At 59.3% G+C, this 18659-nt stretch carries 15 protein-coding genes and 1 pseudogene; 11 read left to right on the forward strand and 5 right to left on the reverse strand.

The genetic code is table 11. The features are described 5' to 3' along the window. Window positions 1-16 precede the first annotated feature (16 nt). The 3 genes from ACSYSO_RS02790 to ACSYSO_RS02800 form a co-directional block, all read right to left on the reverse strand. Window positions 17-1066: a polyprenyl synthetase family protein gene (locus tag ACSYSO_RS02790; protein WP_491701960.1), complete on the reverse strand. Its 1050-nt coding sequence runs from the start codon at window positions 1064-1066 to the stop codon at window positions 17-19. Window positions 1067-1252: 186 nt separating this feature from the next. Continuing rightward, window positions 1253-1981 carry an MgtC/SapB family protein gene (locus ACSYSO_RS02795; protein WP_489760771.1) on the reverse strand — a complete coding sequence of 243 codons (729 nt, stop codon included), beginning with the start codon at window positions 1979-1981 and terminating at the stop codon, window positions 1253-1255. A gap of 32 nt (window positions 1982-2013) precedes the next feature. Further along, complete coding sequence (locus tag ACSYSO_RS02800) at window positions 2014-2904, reverse strand: glycosyltransferase family 2 protein (RefSeq protein WP_489760772.1); 891 nt, start codon at window positions 2902-2904, stop codon at window positions 2014-2016. 135 nt (window positions 2905-3039) lie between these two features. Between ACSYSO_RS02800 and ACSYSO_RS02805 the strand changes: the two genes are divergently transcribed. From ACSYSO_RS02805 to ACSYSO_RS02840, 8 genes and pseudogenes are all read left to right on the forward strand, one after another. Further along, window positions 3040-4677: an AI-2E family transporter gene (locus ACSYSO_RS02805; RefSeq protein ID WP_491701961.1), complete on the forward strand. Its 1638-nt coding sequence runs from the start codon at window positions 3040-3042 to the stop codon at window positions 4675-4677. Continuing rightward, on the forward strand, window positions 4678-6030 hold the full coding sequence (locus tag ACSYSO_RS02810; protein ID WP_491701962.1) for a glycosyltransferase family 2 protein: 1353 nt from the start codon (window positions 4678-4680) through the stop codon (window positions 6028-6030). It begins immediately after the preceding gene. Continuing rightward, the gene (locus tag ACSYSO_RS02815; protein WP_489798770.1) at window positions 6027-7661 is read left to right on the forward strand and encodes a D-alanyl-D-alanine carboxypeptidase; all 1635 of its coding nucleotides are present in this window, start codon (window positions 6027-6029) and stop codon (window positions 7659-7661) included. Before ACSYSO_RS02810 ends, ACSYSO_RS02815 begins: the two co-directional genes overlap by 4 nt. A gap of 137 nt (window positions 7662-7798) precedes the next feature. Continuing rightward, on the forward strand, window positions 7799-8896 hold the full coding sequence (gene tilS, locus ACSYSO_RS02820) for a tRNA lysidine(34) synthetase TilS (protein ID WP_491701963.1): 1098 nt from the start codon (window positions 7799-7801) through the stop codon (window positions 8894-8896). Beyond that, a complete protein-coding gene (gene hpt / locus ACSYSO_RS02825) occupies window positions 8883-9446 on the forward strand; it encodes a hypoxanthine phosphoribosyltransferase (RefSeq protein ID WP_489798766.1) in 564 nt (187 codons plus the stop codon). Before tilS ends, hpt begins: the two co-directional genes overlap by 14 nt. A 605-nt stretch (window positions 9447-10051) precedes the next feature. Beyond that, window positions 10052-11932 (forward strand): annotated as a pseudogene (ftsH, locus tag ACSYSO_RS02830) (ATP-dependent zinc metalloprotease FtsH); the annotation flags it as partial. A gap of 2 nt (window positions 11933-11934) precedes the next feature. After that, window positions 11935-12744, forward strand: coding sequence for a hypothetical protein (locus ACSYSO_RS02835; protein WP_489798762.1), 810 nt, complete (start codon window positions 11935-11937; stop codon window positions 12742-12744). Continuing rightward, a complete protein-coding gene (locus ACSYSO_RS02840) occupies window positions 12741-13295 on the forward strand; it encodes a DUF3180 domain-containing protein (RefSeq protein ID WP_489798761.1) in 555 nt (184 codons plus the stop codon). The genes ACSYSO_RS02835 and ACSYSO_RS02840 overlap by 4 nt, the downstream gene beginning before the upstream one ends. Before the next feature lie 84 nt (window positions 13296-13379). Here ACSYSO_RS02840 and ACSYSO_RS02845 read toward each other — a convergent pair whose 3' ends face one another. Both ACSYSO_RS02845 and ettA read right to left on the reverse strand, forming a co-directional pair. Then, the gene (locus tag ACSYSO_RS02845) at window positions 13380-14291 is read right to left on the reverse strand and encodes an acyl-CoA thioesterase (protein ID WP_489798759.1); all 912 of its coding nucleotides are present in this window, start codon (window positions 14289-14291) and stop codon (window positions 13380-13382) included. A 203-nt stretch (window positions 14292-14494) separates the two neighbouring features. Further along, window positions 14495-16171 (reverse strand): energy-dependent translational throttle protein EttA, encoded by a 1677-nt coding sequence (ettA, locus tag ACSYSO_RS02850; RefSeq protein WP_489798757.1) that lies wholly within the window; start codon window positions 16169-16171, stop codon window positions 14495-14497. Window positions 16172-16350: 179 nt separating this feature from the next. Here ettA and ACSYSO_RS02855 point away from each other — a divergent pair, with 179 nt between their 5' ends. The 3 genes from ACSYSO_RS02855 to ACSYSO_RS02865 all read left to right on the forward strand — a co-directional run bounded on the left by ACSYSO_RS02855 (window position 16351) and on the right by ACSYSO_RS02865 (window position 18618). Next, window positions 16351-16827 (forward strand): MarR family winged helix-turn-helix transcriptional regulator, encoded by a 477-nt coding sequence (locus tag ACSYSO_RS02855; RefSeq protein WP_489798755.1) that lies wholly within the window; start codon window positions 16351-16353, stop codon window positions 16825-16827. A gap of 260 nt (window positions 16828-17087) precedes the next feature. Further along, window positions 17088-17651 (forward strand): NAD(P)H-dependent oxidoreductase, encoded by a 564-nt coding sequence (locus tag ACSYSO_RS02860; RefSeq protein WP_491701964.1) that lies wholly within the window; start codon window positions 17088-17090, stop codon window positions 17649-17651. A gap of 154 nt (window positions 17652-17805) precedes the next feature. Next, window positions 17806-18618, forward strand: coding sequence for a dioxygenase (locus ACSYSO_RS02865; protein ID WP_489798752.1), 813 nt, complete (start codon window positions 17806-17808; stop codon window positions 18616-18618). Window positions 18619-18659: the final 41 nt, after the last annotated feature.

Raw genomic sequence — 18659 nt, forward strand, 5'->3', positions numbered from 1 at the left:
TCTGTACAGATATCGCCTACAGTGTGGCCGCGAACTTATCGACCAGCTTGTTGAGCAAAGGGGCGATGCCGGTGTCGGTGAAAACTGCCGCATCGCTCATGCCGGCAGTATCGGCATCAACATCGGTTGTGCTTTGTGCGTCAATGCTGCCGTTCACTGCCTGCTTTGCGGCCTGCAAACGCGATTTCGCCTCGTCTCGGCTCTGCTCGATGAACTGAGGATGCTCGTCGAGATAGGCCAGTACAGCCTGTGGGTCGTCCTGCCGTACAATCGACTCGAAATTGCAGTCTGACTGCAGGGCGAGCAGCACGGGCAGCGTGTAGATGCCGTCGCGGATATCCTCAAGTTTGGGCTTGCCGGTGTCGTGACCGACGTTGAAATCTTCGATGTCGTCGGCAATCTGGAATGCTACGCCCAGGTTTTCCCCGAAGTTTGCCGCCTGTTGTTGCGCGGTTTTGCTGCATGCAGCACCATCGGCTGATCCGAGTGTCAGCCCGGTGGTGCAAGCCAAACGGAACAAAGCTGCCGTCTTGCCGGTGATGGCCCGCACATAGTGCGTTTTGGTGGTGGATGTATTGTGACGAGCGGACTCCTGCAGCAGGTCTCCCGAGACGATTTCGCCCACGGTGTGTGCCTGGTGGGCCAGGAAAGCGGTATCGGGCGCCACATCCGCCATGATTTCCATATAACGGGCGAGGATCAGATCCCCCAAGTAGATGGCGGCTTTGTTGCCGTGCAGCACCTGCACGGTTGGTTCGCCGCGACGGATGGGGGCGGAATCGAGCACGTCGTCATGTACCAGCGTGGCCAAATGGAGCATTTCCAAGGCCGCTGCCGCGCGAATAACACGTTGTGGTGCAGGTTGCGGCTTATCGGTTGTAGTGGTGCCGGCCGCTGCAGCATAGGAGAAGACCAATGCCAACGACGCCCGAATCATCTTGCCGTGGTTGTCGAGCAGGGTGCGGTAGGTGTCTCGGTATGGGGTGAGATGATCCTCTTCGTTGTGCATGGTCTCCACCACACGCTTGAGGTCCCGCTGCAGTAGCGCTGCGTGCCGAAGTGTCATGCCGCTCTCGATTCTGTGGTGTTCCATGCCGTTTCCGTTGTAGCTCGTATCAGTATTGCCGCTCAGTGTTGCTCCCTAATATAGCAACGCGTATATAGTACGTGTGCGGGCGTGATAACTGCTGCTGCGTTCGCCTATGGAAACACTGGGGAATATGCGCTAAACCTCGCTGATTCAACGAAAATGCTATTCGCCGCCGTTGATCCGTGTAGCGGAAATCACACCATCGAGCCCACAAAGGTCGGCGATGAGTTCTGCCGAGTCACGCCCACGAATGGCCAGATTGGCGGAGACGACACCGTTATCGCTGCCGGCGTCGCCGCTGGGGTCGTGGTCTGTCCCATGTTCGGTGGTGCGGGTGGAAAAGCCTTCCACCGTCACGCCATGCGAGGCACATACGGAAAGAATGGAGCGCAACGTGCCGTGTCCGTCTAGATAGCGTAGGCGCAGCAAGTCGTCGGATCCTGCCGAGGGGGCTACTTTTTTGATGACAAAAGGCACCAGCAGCACGGTCAGGAAGTAAATGACGGTGCCGATGGCCGCAGGTACGAGCAGACCGGCGCCACAGGCCGAACCGATGGCCGCAGTCATCCAAATGGACGCGGCCGTGGTCAGGCCCCGTACGTGGCTGCGCTGGGTGAACACCACGCCGGCGCCGATGAAACCGATGCCCGAGACAATTTGCGCGGCCACACGTGACGGGTCTGCCTTCATGCCGATGCTGAGCATGTCCAGGAACCCGTACTTGCCGATGATGACGAACAATGCCGATCCCACACCGACCAGTGAGTGGGTTCTGGCACCGGCGTCCTTGTGCCGCGCCTGGCGTTCGATGCCGATGGCCACGGAGAGCACAAACGCCGCCAGCAGATAGATTGCCTGTTGATCCCACATGTCGAACTGGAAACCGTGCATATCTTCCTCTGCTCCTTGTGCGGTACCTGTGCCTATGACTGTAGCTCAGGTTGTACCTGTGCGCGCTCTGCGATTTCGATTTGCTCTTTCAGCCAAATACGTTCCGCCGGGTCGATGTCCATGGCATCCAGATATTTCTGGTACACAGGGTAGAAGAGACGCAGCGCCGGGTAGAGCGCGAAGAGTGCCCGCTCCGTACTGTGTTTTCTGGAGTGGTTGGGGTGAGCGTCGAACGTGTTCTTGAAGCGTTTCATGTAGGCGCGGAACGAGTTGAACGATGTGTCCATGCGTCTTGCGGAGACCCCGCAGATCATGCGACTGGAATATACGGTTTTGAGGCTGTGATCCATCATATGCAGGGAAATATCGATATCCTCGTGCATCACGTCCGCCTTATCCCGGCATACCGAGTCTTTGATCTGTTCCCATGCACTGGCGCGCAGAGCCATGTTCGAGCCGAACAGCAGCACTTGGTTGTTGTCGGCGCGGTAGGTGGTCTGGCGTACCACGTTGTCGCCCTCGAACGCCACGCGGTGTGCGGGCATGTCATAGTAGACCGCTGGGCCTGTGGCACCCATGGCCTGCGGGTCGGACTCGAAGATGTTCGTCACCACCTCCACCCAGTCGGGCTTGAGCATGCAATCGGCGTCGATGCGTCCGTAGATGTCGCCGGTGGCTATGGACAGGCCGTAGTTGCGCGTGGGAATAAGTCCCTGTTCCTCGTCTTGCTGTTCCAAGCGTACCGGAGCTTGCGGGTGTTCGGCGATGAATTGTTCCACCAAGGTTCGGGTATCGTCGCTGGAGCGGTTGTCCACCACGATGACCTCGTGAGGTGCCACGCTCTGGCAGGTCGCGTTCATCAAGCAGTTGACGATATGCTCGTGCTCGTTGTACGCGGGAATGACGATCGAAACCTTCAGCATGTGTTCTACTGTAAGGCAAGAACCATACAGTGCCGAACATGAGGTGTGTGCGTTCGTGGCGGGAGACGAGATGTTTTTCCGTTGCATGTACGGTGTCCGTCCACGTGCCCAGACCCCGTTGCTAGTATGGGGCGTATGAGCGAACACGATACTCGGAAATTTGACTTCGGAGCGGTTTTTCCTTCGAAGGGTGACTCCCGGCGCCCACCGGACTGGTGGGGGCGGGCATTGCTGTATGCGGCCATCGCAATCTTCCTTGCCGTGTTTGTCTGGCAGTCGTGGAGCAAAGTCAGTTATATTGTGCTCGACATCGTCATCTCCGTGTTCGTGGCATTGGCCATGGAACCGTTGGTGGTGCGTCTGGTCAGGCACGGCTGGAAGCGAGGCGTGGCGGCCGGTGTGGTGCTCGTGAGCTTGGTCGTCGTGGTGGTCGTGCTGTTGTCCATGTTCGGCAAAGTGTTTGTGGACCAGGTCATTTCCATGGTCAGGGATCTGCCTGCGCTGTATGACCAGCTGCGTGAATTCACCGAGCACTATACCGATTTCGAACTGCCGGAGATCAAAAACCTGGGCACTGAGATTCTCCACAATATTCAGACTTCGTGGGTTACTGATTTTGCCGGGCAAGCGGTGAACACCACGATGAGCGTCTTCAGTTTCCTCATCAACTTGCTCACGGTGCTCATGGTGACCTATTACATTTCCGCTGCAGGACCGAAGATGCGCCGTAGCATGTGCCAGTGGTTTGCGCCCAATGCCCAGCGTCGCTTCCTGCTCGTCTGGACGGTGGTGCAGGATCAGATTTCCGGATTCCTGTTCTCCCGGACCATTCTGGCTCTGGTCAACGCATTCTGCACGTCGATCTTCCTCATGGCCATAAAGGTGCCGAACTGGCTGCCTCTGGCTTTGTTCTGCGGTATCACCGCTCAGTTCGTGCCTACAGTGGGCACGTACATCGGCGGCGCGCTGCCGGTGGTGTTTGCATGGGGGTCGCGAGGATTGGGATACGCGGTTGCCGTAGTGGTATTCATCGTGATCTACCAGCAGATTGAGAACCTGGTGCTCTCTCCCAAGATTTCCCAGCGCACCATGGATCTGAATCCAGCCATCGCCTTCCTGTCGGTTCTGGTGCTCGGTGGCGTATTCGGAGCGCTTGGCGCGTTCTTGGCTTTGCCTATCACCGCCAGTCTGCAAGCGTTGTTCAAGGTGTATACCAAGCGTTATGAGTTGGTGGAGTCTCCGCTGATGAGCGACCCTGCTCCGGTCTCCAAATCGAAGGTGGTGGAAGGCGCCGAAGCATTCAATGAGCACGTCATCAAACCTGTGGCGGACCACATGCCCAGAGCGGCGAAAGGGTCGAGTGCCAAAGTGCCGGTGAACGACGAGGTGCGTGCGCTGCAGCGTGAGGTCTACAATCTCACCGAACGCGATGAGCATAGTGGTGCCAGTGCGGATGAGTCTCTCACAGTCGCCATTCCCAAAGGCATGCTCAACGGGTCGGCCCGTGGCGGAGCCAAGGTCGAGACAGCGGAGAACAATATTGCCGATAACATTATGACGATGCACCTCGCTGTGAACGGTCTTGTGGGTCGTTCAGACTCTGCTGATGCTGATGCTGATGCTGATGCTGATGCTGATGCTGACGGTGGCAATAAACTCGACGCCTGTGCCGGCCAGCAAGGCGAGAGCGTCGACGCTGACGGCAGTGGCGAGGATGACGATTCGACTCCGTCTCCACATGCGGAGGACAACCCGAGGAACAGGTGGCGATAAATGGTATTTCTCTCCATCCTTGACGTGCTCATGTTCATCATGGGTGCGGTTAGCTTGATCTACCAAGCCGTGTGCATTCTGGCCTCGCTGTTCCATCATCAGATCGTTTTCCCGGTGGCGCCCATGAGCAACCGATATGCGGTGCTTATCTCCGCGCGCAACGAGGAGCATGTGGTGCCCAATCTCATCGCTTCAATCCGTGCGCAGACGTACCCTGCGCAACTTGTGGACATTTGGGTCGTAGCCGACAACTGCACCGATCGCACCGCCGAGGTGGCCAGGGAATTGGGCTGCCATGTCGTGCAACGGCAAGATACGAGCCAGGTCGGCAAAGGCTACGCGCTGTCTTATCTGCTGTCCCACATGATCGAAACCGGTGAGGCGGACGATTATGAGGCGTTCTTCGTCTTTGATGCAGACAACCTGCTTGACAGCCACTACATCGAGGAGATGAACAAGGCATTCTGCTCCGGGTTCCGCATCCTTACCAGCTACCGCAACTCCGTGAATCTCGCTGATAACTGGGTGTCTTCCGGATCGGCGCTTTGGTTCATCCGTGAATCCCGTTTCCTGAACAATTCACGCATGATGTTCGGTTCAAGCTGCCATGTGGGTGGTACCGGCTTCATGTTCTCTCACGACGTGATGAAACGCAACGGCGGATGGAAATTCCATCTGCTCACCGAAGACCTCGAATTCACTATGGACTCCGTACTGCACGGTGACCGCATTGGTTATTGCGGCACTGCCATCCTCTACGATGAGCAGCCGGTTACCTTCACGCAGAGCTGGCGCCAGCGGTTGCGCTGGAGTAAGGGATTCCTGCAGATTTTCCGTTATTATGGGCCGCAGCTCATCAAACGAGCGGTGCGGGAGCGCGATTTTTCAGCAGTCGATCTGACGCTGATCATCTGCCCGTTCACGGTGCTCAGTGGTATTCGTGTGGTGCTTGGTGCGCTTTTCGCCATGCTTGGTTTCGTCTCATGGTCCTCGCAGCTCGGCTCTCTGGTCAGTTGGGTGGCCGGAGGCGTGCTGGGCATGTTCGGTCTGATGGGCTTGGCCGCTCTCACCATCTTCGCGGAACGCGACCAGATCGGTGCGTCCAACAAGGAACTGTTCGCTTACGTGCTCAGTTTCCCGATCTACATGTTCAGCTACGTGCCGATCGCCTTCCAGGCCATCTTCTCAAAGGCCGACTGGAAACCGATTGAACACAAGGCGACGATTGAGGCCGCGCAACGGGATGCTGCTCAGATCGCCAGTGCAGATGCTCAAGGCAGTTCAATGCACTCTGATGAACCGGGTACGGATTGCGATAAGCGAGATGCGGCCTTCGAGGGGGCCACAGCGTGAGCGGGTACCAGGACATGACCGGTTTCACCGGGGGAGTGGACTCCACGTTGGAAGCGGAAATCAATGCCGATTCGGGGGACTGGGTGGAAGCCTGGATGGACTCTGACGCCAGAGTTCGTGAGCAGACGGACGCGCGCGTGGCTGCCAACTATGCCTGGAGGGCGATGAGCGTGCGCCGAGCATGGCGTGTAGGTCTTGCCTCTGTGATCGCAGGAGTGCTCACGTTGGGGTATGTGACTGGAGATGTGCTCGACTTGGTGCCAGGTCCGCTTTCCTTCTCCTCGGCACAGACCGGCACCTCGGCACAACCTCCGCTCAGTGTGCGTCCTGCTTCCCAGCTGGTGAAACAAGCGGACTTGGACAAACCCATAGATGCCGATCAAGCCAGGCAACTGGTCGATGCGTTCGCTGCCTCTGCGGGAGTGGGGGACTCGGCTTCGGTCGTGGTCGTGGATGCGAAAGGCAAGGTTGCCGCTTCGCTGAATCCGGATGCGCAGAGAGAACCCGCGTCCACTATGAAAACCCTGACTGCTTTGGCTGCGGCCACCACGCTCGACATGGGGTCGCGTTTCGAAACCGATGTCTATCTCGATCACCCGGTGGGTGCAGAAGCGGTGCTCACGCTGAAAGGCAACGGCGACATGCTGCTCGGGGCGGGGCAGAACGACCCGAATCATGTCAACGGTCGTGCCGGTCTGGCCTCACTGGCGGATCAGGTCGCTTCATCGTTGAAAGAGGGGAGGGTGAACCGCGTCAGACTGGTATGTGATGATTCGCTGTTCGGTGCGGTTCGCTCGCCGGAGCATATTGCGCAGAACAACGACCAAGGCAACTACTTCACCGGTGTCTCCTCGTTGGCGGTGGACGGTGGCCGGTTATGGGGTGGCACTGCCCACAGCCCCGACGACTTCAACGACTATCCAGCGCTCTCCACCACCACAGCAGCCGATACGCAGAAGACGTTTGCCTCGCTGCTGCAAGATCGCGGCATCAATGTGGAGCTCGGCGGTGTGGCGTCCACTGCCGAACAACTGACGCAAAGCGGAGCAGGAGAAGACGGCAGCGACGTGCCGCAGGCAGGGGGAGCCAAACGTGTGGGATACGTGCGCTCGGCCACGTTGAGCGAGATACTCGGATTCGCTCTGCGGCATTCAGACAACACACTGGCCGAAGAATTCGGGCGTTTGGTGGCGTTGCACGCGCACGCCGACAACTCGCCGGCCGGTGCGGTCCAAGCGGTGCGTTCCGCTCTCACCGCACTCGGCTTGGACGTCAACGGCGTTACGATGGCGGATTGTTCAGGGCTTTCGCCCGGATCTTCGCTCAGCGCGCTCACTTTGGCACAAGTGCAGACCCACTATCTGCTGCCTGGCGCGGCGGTAGGAGCTTCGGAGGGGCTGTCCGTTCCCGGGCTTGCCGGCACGGCGAGAAATCGACTTGCCGACGATTCCGCAGCGGGGCTGTTGCGTGTCAAAACCGGGTCATTGCAAGATGTGACTTCCATGGCCGGCAACGTGTCGCGCAAACACGGTGGTGTACTGGCCTTCGCGGTCATTGTGAACCGGCCGGCTGATTTGGGCGGTGCCAAACAGGCTGTCGATCGGCTCATGGCCAGTCTTGCCGACCTATAGCATGTGTGGCTCGGTATTGCAGGCCGGTACGGTGGCACTTTAGAAGATATCGAGCGGTGTGGCAGAAAGCAGCCCTCGGATACGTGACGGTATCCGAAAGTGAATTGATATGGTAAGGCACATTGGGGGAGGTACATATGGTTTATGCTCCGGCGCTCAAACATGCCGTGGGTGCTGTACGTTCCTGCCTGTCCTCGCTAGGTCTGCGCGCGCAAGACGAGCGTTTTGCACAACATGGTGACCACAGGCCTGCAGCCGATGCTCCGTTGGTGCTGGTGGCATGCTCCGGTGGCAGGGACTCCATGGCGCTGGCTGCGGTGAGTCAGAAAGTGTGCGCGTCGCTGGGCTTGCGCTGCGGTGCCGTCATCGTCGACCACCACATACAAATCGAGTCGGCGCAAGCGGCGCGTCAGGCGGCTCGCGACTGCTTGCAGCTCGGCCTTTCCCCAGTCGTGATTCATGAGGTGCATGTGGATGAAAGCCGTGGCGACGGCGAGGAAGCCGCCGCTCGCGAGGTTCGTTACCAGGCATTGGCGAGCGTGGCTCAATGGTTTGATGCCGCCGCAGTACTGTTGGCTCACACGCTTGATGACCAAGCGGAAACTGTGCTCATGGGGTTGCTGCGATCGGGGGGAACAACGTCACTTGCCGGCATGCGACGTGTCATTGAACGTTATAAGACGGTTCTTTTTGCCCGACCGCTCATGGAACTCACGCGTGCTGACACCACATCGATCTGTGAACTCCTCAATCTCAGTTGGTGGGACGATCCCACCAACGGCGAGCACGTGCCTGCCAGTGAAGATCTTCCTGTGACATTCCCGTTGCGCTCGCGCGTCAGGCATACGCTTATGCCGGTCATCGAACAGCTTTTCGGTTCCGGTGCCGCTTCCCACTTGGCTCATGGAACCGCGATGGCTCAAGCGGACGAAGATTTCCTCAACGCCAGCGCCGTGCACCTGTATGAGCAGTTGGCATGTCGAGAAGGCGAAACCTGCGTAAGGCTCGATGCCATAGGACTGGCAAACCAACCGCCGGCCATGCGTTCGCGCGTAGTGAAACTTGCGCTGGAATCTCTAGGAGTTCGCTTCTCTGCGCGCCATGTGGCTGCGGTAGAGCAGCTTGCCACACATTGGCATGGGCAAGGACAAGTTTCGCTTCCCAGAGGTTATTCAGCAAAACGCAAGAAACACGTCATTCGCGTGTGCAAAAATGGAGCGCATGCGAATCGCTGATGTACAAGAAGAAATCGACCATGAGCTGATCTCCCATGAGCGCCTCATGACTAGAATCCACGAAGTGGCGGACCAAGTGAGCGAGGACTACCGTGGTCGCACTCCACTGTTGCTCTCTGTGCTCAAAGGTGCCGTAAATACCATGGCTGCGTTTTCCCAGGCGTTGAGTATTCACGTTGAGATGGATTTCATGAGTCTGTCAAGCTATGGCTCAGGAACGGAAAGCCGAGGCACCGTCGAGGTTCGCCAGGATCTTTCCACCGATGTGAAGGGTAGGGATGTGCTCATCGTCGAGGACATCGTGGACTCAGGCCGCACACTCACATGGCTGAAGCAGGAGCTTCTTGAACGCGGGGCGGCTTCGGTGGAGGTTTTTGCATTATTGGAAAAGCCAGAACGTCGTGAAATGGACGTGGATATCGCCTATACCGGGTTCACTGTGCCGGATGAATTCGTAGTCGGTTTCGGTCTGGACTATGCCGAACGATTCCGCAATCTTGATTCGATAGCTGTATTGAAACCGGAAGTCTACGAAGGAGGTCAGGCATGAGCGATCCTCGGCAACAGGGCCAGATGAACGACATGAGCCCGAACCCACAAGGTGATCCGGGACAAGGCGGTGGCCGCCCCGGCAACGGTGCTCCGGGCGATAAGGGCCCTCGCTTTAACAATCCGTTCTCACGCGGGGACGGTGGCCAGAACGGTAACGACGGCAAAGGGGACGGCAACAAGTCATTCTGGCAGTCCCCGTGGCTCTGGGCGCTCGTCCTTGTCGTCCTGCTCGGCTTGGGCATGCAGCTTTTCGCTGGTACCGGCCCACAGACCGTTGATACCGAAGACGGTATGAATCTCATCTATGGTGCGGTCAACAAGGACGGCACCGTGGATAAAGCCAAGGCAAATCGTAGCCTGCTGCCGTATAACGGCGTCGATCCCGATGAAGCCAATGGGGATGCGTCCACGGGCAAGCATGCCGATAAGAACAAGGATGAGAGCCAGAAGCAGGACTCCAAGAAGTCTGAAGATGGCGACAGCAGCACCCCGAAGGACGGTCAGCAGGGTGACGGGCAAAGCGATCCGGATGCCAAGTCCGGCGCTGACCAGCAAGATGGTTCCAAGAGCGATACCCCGAGCACCCCTACGGCGTTCAAGCCCGGAAAGGCTAGCCCCGCAGCAGGCAAGACCGTTGCTTCAGGCAGCAACGACGGCAAGCATATCGTGGTTGAGCGTGCCACCATCATCGCCAACGGCCAGCAGGTCAAACTCAAGCTGAGTGACGACTATGTCAAGACCGACCCCAAGACCAAGCGGCCTCATCGCTATGGCCGCGAGGTGCAGTTCTACTATGCCAAGGCACAGGAGACGCAGGTGGTGGAAGCCATCCGTCAGGCGGCTCCCGCCAATGGTTGGAACGCTGAAATCGCGCAGGACAGCATCTGGACCAGCATTTTGGTGTCATTGCTGCCGATGGTGTTGGTGTTGGTGCTCTTCTGGTGGATCTTCAGCCGCATGGGCAATTCCGGCTCGGCAGGCATGCTGGGCATGGGTGGTTCAAAAAACAATGGCAAGCTGCTTACCGGGCAGACGCCTACCACCAAGTTCTCCGACGTGGCCGGTGAGAAATCTGCGGTCGAAGAAGTGGAGGAGATCAAGGACTTCCTCAAAGATCCGTCCAAGTACAACGCTTTGGGTGCGCGTATCCCGCGCGGCGTGCTGCTCTACGGTCCTCCCGGAACCGGCAAGACGCTGCTGGCTCGCGCCATCGCAGGCGAGGCCGGCGTGCCGTTCTACGCCATGGCGGGCTCCGACTTCGTGGAGATGTTCGTCGGTTTGGGTGCCTCCCGCGTGCGTGACCTCTTCGAAGAGGCCAAGAAGAACGCTCCGGCCATCATCTTCATCGATGAGATCGATGCCGTCGGTCGCAAGCGCGGCTCAGGTATGAACGGTGGTCATGATGAGCGTGAGCAGACGCTCAACCAGCTGCTGGTGGAGATGGACGGGTTCAACAACGACACGAACCTCATCATCATCGCGGCCACCAACCGTCCCGACGTGCTCGACTCTGCACTGATGCGCCCTGGTCGCTTCGATCGCCAGGTAGCTGTGGAGGCTCCCGATCTTGAGGGGCGCGAAGCCATTCTCAAGGTGCATGCCAAGGGCAAGCCCTTCGTGCCTGACGTGGACCTGCATACCGTGGCAGTGCGTACCCCAGGATTCACCGGTGCCGACTTGGCCAACGTGCTCAACGAGGCTGCGCTGCTATGCGCCCGTGCCGGAGCCCAGCTTATCGACAACCGTGCCATCGACGAGGCCATCGACCGCGTGCAGATGGGGCCGAACCGCAAGAGTCACCGCATGGCGCTTGAGGAGATGCGCAACACCGCATACCACGAGGGCGGCCATGCCATGGTGGCGGCGGCGCTGCACCACACCGACCCGGTGACCAAGGTGACGATTTTGCCGCGAGGTCAGGCGCTCGGCTACACAGCCGTCATGCCGACTCAGGATCGGTACTCCGAATCCCGTGAAGAGCTGCTTGACCAGATGGCTTACGCCATGGGCGGTCGTACCGCAGAAGAGGTCGTCTTCCGCGACCCCACCACCGGTGCATCCAACGACATCGAGAAGGCCACGGAAATCGCCCGCAAGATGGTGATGGAATTTGGTCTGAGCTCCAAGCTCGGTTCGGTGAAATGGGGGGCGGCCAACCCGGATCAGGAATCCACGGAAGGCTTTGCGCACAAGTACTCCAACAAGACCGCAGAGGTCATTGATGACGAGGTGCATGACCTTATCGAGACGGCTCACACCGAGGCATGGAACATCATCAACGAGAACCGTGACGTGCTCGACGAGCTGGTGCGCCAGCTACTCGAGAAGGAGACGCTGGACGAGAAGGAACTGGCTGAGGTCTTTAAGAACCTACGCAAGGCGCCGGAGCGTAATCTGTGGCTCTCCGATCCTGCCCGTCCCGACTCCGATCTGCCGCCGGTACCGATTCCGGAGAAGCTCAAACGCTCGATGGGCGATCAGTGACCATGACTGACTCCAATGAATCAGTCGCATCAAAGAGAGGCATGTCGGACTCCGGCACGCCTCTCGGCGTTTTGGCGCGCGTGGTGCTCAGCGCTGATGATTCCGATGCCGTCCGGAGCGTGGCCGATGCGGGCAAGACTCGTACCGCCGATCGGCAGCAACATGCAGCGGCGCTGATGCAAACACTGATGCAATCGGTGTCGGACGGTACTGCGCATGCCGATATCGTGTTGCGCGACGACAGTGGCGCATCGTTCACCTTTACAGACGTGCCGCTGAGCGTGGACTCGTCCGAGCATGAGCAAGAGCAGCGCGTGCCTACGTCCGTAGCCTCATACACTGCGGTGGTGTCGATGCGCAGTCAGATGCCCAATGCGGAGCGACTGTTCCAGATTCTGTCCGTCTCGCTCGACGCGGTGCCAGGCAACCAGCTCGAAGGCATCTCGCCGCTCTACCACGTCATCAACGTGGACGAAGCAGACGGCATGGCCGCGGTGGTGCAGTTGAGCACCCACTGTGACGCCCAGGCCATGCAGCGTTTACTGGATACGTTGGCACGCAGCCATGAGGGCGCCGTGGCGATGACTTTGGTGCAGCTGCAAGGACAGGCGGAGGGCACCGTCGTTCAGCGGAGTGAACCGTACCACGATGCTGCCGCTGCGACCGACGCTGCGGTGCTTGCGCCTTGGTTCGACATGGATCCGGACGCGCGACTAGACGATGACCCTGTCTCTTACCTGCTGGCCATGGCGCCGAATGCAGGATTGGTGGGCATGCTGTCGCAAAATTGGATATTGGGGGAGACACAATGAAAGCGCAACGTACACCATGGTGGTATTACCCCGTGTCGATGCTGGCTGGCTTGGTACTCGGTATAGGAGCTGCCAGAGTTTCTGAATCGACGTCTGTGCAACTGGTGGGTGCACCCTGGTTTATCGCCGGGGCCATGGCGGTTCTTGGCATCATCGCGCTAGTGCTGGCGCTGCAGGTGCACCGGTATGTCACCGCCAAGCCGGAAGAACGAAAGAGCTGGATCGACCCTGACAAGGCAGTGTTTACGCTTGTGCTGTGCAAGTCTCTGGGGGTCGCCGGGGCACTGCTTGCCGGTTGGTATCTGGGACAGATACTGCTGCTGGCAGTGCACGCCGAAGCGCCGTTGTACCGTACCATCGTCATTCAGTGCGCAGTCACCGCCGTGGTCTGTCTGGCGGACATGGCCATCGGCATCGTCGGCGAATGGCTCTGCCAGCTGCCGCCTATCGATGGCCCCGAGCACCCGAAGACCATGCGCTCCAAGCGTGCTTCCCGTTCGATTGCCCAGCCTGCCGCCCACTGCTCAAAGTCATTGCAAGACAAGCGGTAGGCGGTTGCTCTGGGGCGCAGGTGTGCCGGTGTTCCAGAGCAGCGGAACGGTCACAATCCAGAACGGTCGGTTAGTCCAGAACGGTCAGTCCTTGTGCTGGGGCAGGCGAATCATGGCCTCCTGGTTCATGGCGGCCACCAGTCGGCCGTCTTGGGAATATACTTTCGCGGTGCCGATTGCGCGTCCGTGCCCAGCAACCGGAGCATCCTGGACGTAGAGGTGCCACTCATTCATGTTGATGTCGTCGTACCACCACATGGCGTGGTCGATGGACGCATAGAAGATTCCCGGTGTGGAGATGGACAGGCCCGCGCGGCGCAAATCCGGCTCCATCATGATTTGGTCGCATTCAAATGCCAGCAGCGCCCGGTGCATGGTCTGCGAGGCCTCAATAGGAGAGGCGAGGCGGGTCCATACCATTTGTTGGCCGCTGTCGGCGTCATGGCTCTGCTTGTCTGGAGCCAGCATCACTGTGCTGCCGATGTGACGGATGTCGAACGGTGACTGTTCTGCGTAATACCTGGCAAACGGCACTTTTGCCGCATAGGGTGCCATGAGTTCCTGTGCACTGGTCAGGCTCTCGGGATCGGGCAATTGCTCGGGCATGGCATCGTGGAACTCAACACCGCGTTGACCGGTCTGCTGGAAGCTGGCCATGGCGGTGAACAGTGTGGCGTCCTGCTGTGTGGCTGTGATGCGGCGTGTGGAGAAGGACTTGCCGTCACGCAACGTCTCTACGTCAAACAGGGTGTCTTGGTCGAGGCGACCGGTGGTGAGAAAATACTCATGAATCGAGTTCGGCACCTTGCCGTCTTCCACGGTTTTGGCTGCGGCCATCACTGCCTGTGCGCTCAGTTGACCGCCATAGATGCGCTCAGTAGGGTAGTAGAGGCTGGATCCTGTCATGTATGAATGGGTACGGTCCTGACTGGGCTCACCCAGCGTGAGTGCTTCGACGGTGCTGCGCACTACGTCTTGCATGGTTTGATCAGCCATCATGCTCCTTCTGCAAAATATCGTGTTATGAATTCTAGCAACAGATGCCGCCCTGTTGATTGCAGCCTGGGCGCTCCATGCACGACAAGTCAAGTACGTGACGTGTCATGCCCATGGGGACGGAAGAGGATATGAGAAGCGGCACCACTGGTGAGCAATGGTGCCGCTTGCATATCAATGCGCTGGGTGCTGCAGGTGTGATCTCAACGCGTGAGCTTGCGGTGGATGCGATGGGGGTGGTTGGCCTCTTCTCCCAGACGCTTGACCTTGTCGTCCTGATAGGCTTGGAAGTTGCCTTCGAACCAGTGCCAGTGAGCCGGGTTCTCGTCGTCGCCCTCCCACGCCAGGATATGCGTGGCGATACGGTCAAGGAACCAGCGGTCGTGGCTGATCACCACAGCGCAGCCGGGGAACTCGATAAGTGCGTTTTCCAGGCTTTCCAACGTTTCCACATCCAAATCGTTGGTGGGCTCATCAAGCAGCAGCAGGTTGCCGCCCTGCTTGAGAGTCAGCGCCAGATTCAGGCGGTTACGTTCGCCGCCGGAGAGCACGCCGGTCAGCTTCTGCTGGTCGGAACCTTTGAAACCGAAACTTGCCACGTACGCACGGGTGGGTACTTCCACGCCGGCTACCTCGATGAAGTCGTTGCCGTCCGAGACTGCCTCCCACAGGTTCTTGTTCGGATCCAAGCCTTCGCGCCCCTGATCCACGTACGAGATCTTGACGGTTTCGCCGACTTTTAAGGAGCCGCTGGTCAGCTGCTCAAGTCCCACAATGGTCTTGAACAGGGTGGATTTGCCCACGCCGTTGGGACCGATGATGCCTACGATGCCGTTGCGCGGCAGAGTGAAGGAGAGGTCGTCGATGAGCACGCGATCGCCGAACGCCTTGTGGATGTGTTCAGCTTCCAGTACGTCCGAGCCCAAGCGCGGGCCGGCTGGAATCACGATCTCGGAGAAGTCAAGCTTCTTGTTGTTCTGCGCCTCGGTCTCCATCTGGTCGTAGCGTTCCAGACGTGCCTTGTTCTTGGCCTGACGCGCCTTGGGGGAGCTGCGCACCCATTCCAACTCGTTCTTGAGCCGCTTGGCCATCTTGGCGTCCTTGGCGCCTTGGATCTCCATGCGCTTCTCTTTGGTTTCCAAGTAGGTGGTGTAGTTGCCCTTGTACGGGTAGAGCTGGCCTCGATCCACCTCGCAGATCCACTCCGCCACGTTGTCCATGAAGTAGCGGTCGTGTGTGACGGCGATGACGGCGCCGGGGTAATTGTGCAGGAACTGCTCCAGCCACAGAATCGACTCGGCGTCCAAGTGGTTGGTGGGCTCGTCGAGCAGCAGTAGGTCGGGTGCTTCGAGGAGCAGGCGGCACAGAGCCACACGGCGACGTTCGCCGCCGGAGCACACGTTCACCGGGGTGTCGGGGTCGGGGCACTGCAGGGCATCCATGGCCTGTTCGAGCTGTGAGTCCAGATCCCAGCCGTTGGCGGCATCGATGTCTTCCTGCAGCTGGCCCATCTCGGCCATGAGTGCATCGTAGTCCGCGTCCGGATCGGCCATCTCTTCGCCGATCTGATTGAAGCGCGTCACCTTGTCGGCGATGTCGCCGAAGGCCATCTTGATGTTCTCTCCCACGGTCTTGCTCTCGTCCAGCGGTGGTTCCTGCTGGAGGATACCCACCGTGTAGCCCGGGGTCAGGCTCGCCTCTCCGTTGGAGACGGTCTCCTGGCCGGCCATGATCTTCAGCAGGGTGGACTTACCCATGCCGTTGGGACCCACCACGCCGATTTTCGCTCCCGGCAGGAAGCTCAGGGTGACGTTGTCGAGAATGACGCGATCGCCGTACGCCTTGCGGGCGTTGATCATCTGGTATACGAATTCAGCCAAATCTGTTCCTTAAATTCTTGTGTTTCGGTTGTTCACCGCACCTCATGGTATAGGCCGATTCTCGCATGCCAAGGCGACAGTGAAACTTATGTTCACGTCGGTTGAGAACGGTACGCTCGTGGGTGGAACCCATGGTCTATGCGATCGGTATGAATGCCGAACGTGTGAGGAGGCGCGTCGTGGAGAAAGCGGATGCTACACAGGGTGCTGAGCGCACCAGCGTTCTGGAAGCCGGGATCGACAGTGCACTCGATTATGTGCGAGAGATTCGTGCGTTCACCCGTGAGCTGGATGAGCGGCTTCAGGCCGGATTGCGTCCGTATGGACTGTCGTGCGTGCAGGGGGATGCGTTGATGGCCATATCGCAGCTGCAGCCGTGCGCCCTCAAGGAGCTTTCCGAGCATTGCATAGCTGAGTCGGGGCATCCGAGTCGTCTGGTGGCACGGATGAAGGAACGCGGATTGGTGCACGTGGAACGTTCTCGAGAAGATGCGCGCACCATGCAGATCAGTTTGACGCCGTTGGGTGAGGACATGGCCAGGAAGGCGTTCGCGGTGAGGGACGATATTGCCTCCTGTCTCTCTGTGGACGCAGCGCAGATGGAGATGGGGCTGGAGCATGTGCGGCAGCTGAGGCGCGACTTGAAACGCGGGTGACGGAACTGCGCCAGGTACTCATTGTCTGCTCGGCGGCGTTTGACTGGGCGGGGCAGAGTATGCGGATCTGGGCTCCGTCGTGTGTGCAAGAGGGAAGATGCGGGTGGGAGGATTCTTGTCAGAAAGATGACATGTCATGTATTGTTGCTAGCGTATTGCGTGACATGTCATGTATTTTAGGGCGGTTCTTGCAGCCGCAGCCGCGCGTCGACCATTCATGGGCATCGCGCGCGGTCACCACGATATACGGAGAAGGAACAATGAACATACTCGTCATTCAAGGATCGCCGGACCACGGCAGCTTCAGCAGCGAACTGGCTCAGGCGTATACGGAACAGGCCCGGAAGCAGGGGCACAGCGTCGAAACCATTGATCTGAGCCAGGAGCCGGACTTCGACCCGGTGCTGCGCTTCGGCTACCGCAGGCACATGGACGACGAGACGCTGCCCGATCGTTGGCAGCAGCAGATCGGGCGCGCCGACCACCTGTCGTTCTTCTTCCCGGTGTGGTGGGCCGCCGAACCGGCGGTGCTCAAAGGCTGGGTGGATCGCGTCTTCATGCCGCGATTTGCGTATAGCCGAGGATCCGGAGGGCTGCTCGGCGGTCGTACGGCCTCGATCGTGACCAGCTGCCAAGGCCCCGCGTTCTTCTACCGGTTGCCGCTGAACGTGATCTCGCGGTGGAAGCGTCTCATTCTTGGGTTCTGCGGCATCAAACTTAAAGACTCGTACGTGCTGGGCTCGCTTGACTCGGATAAGGACACCGCGCAATACCGCGAGGCCTTCAAGAGCAAAGTGTGCGCCTCGGTACCGGCGGCGCGTTAGGGTTTGGCCCTTCCTGCGCGACACGCTCCCGGGAACAACGACGGCCGGTGCTATGTTGAACGTATTGACAGTGCGTTTACAGTTCGGCGGGCGGCGTCCCGAACCGGTTCGGAGCTTGGCGGAAGAGGTGTGCATGGCTTGGAATTGCAGCGATATGGCAGATTGGGAAGCGCCGCATATCGGCGCGTCGCCCAAGGTTGACTGCGTGCCGAGCCCGGTGGACGGTTCGCCGGGGATCGCAGACTCTCAAACGCGAGTGCCAGGCGAGGCGCTCGCCATAGAGAATCCGCTCGGCTCGACCATGGCGCGGGTGCCGGCCCTGTTGGAAAAGACCTCTGGGGTGGTGCTGCAGGGAAGGCGTCTGCGTTCGTTTGCCTACACCACCGATGCTGCGGTGATTCGCAACACCAACGCCGATGCCATTCTGGCGGTTTACCCGTTCACCGGGCAGCCGGTCATCGCCCAGGCGTTGCTCACTGTGGCCCAGGCGCCGATGTTCGTCGGAGTGGGTGGTGGCACCACCACCGGGTCTCGCGTGGTGGAGCTTGCCGTATTTGCCGAGATGCAGGGCGTGGCCGGCGTGGTGCTCAACGCCCCGGCGCCTCCTGAGACCGTGCGCGAGGTGGCCATGTCGGTGAACATACCGGTGATGGCGACCGTGCTGGACTGCGACGATGACGTGGTGCTCAAAGTCGAGGCCGGAGCGAAGATACTGAATGTGGCGGCAGGCAGGCGCACGCCGCAGGTGGTGGAGCGCATCAAGGAACGGTTCCCCGAAGTGCCGTTGGTGGCAAGCTCCGGAGGGTCGGAGGAATCCATCAGGGCGACCATCGCAGCCGGGGCCAACGCGCTGTCGTGGACGCCGCCGAGCGCGCAGGAGCTGCAAAAGTCAATGATGGCGCAGTATCGCAACGGGGAAACGGCTCATCAGCAGACTCAGCCAAGCGTTGTGCCACAGGAGAAATAAGAGCGAATTCACACCGTTGGTTGTGGGGGCTGGCTGTTACA

It is taken from the genome of Bifidobacterium sp. ESL1130, from assembly GCF_058507935.1.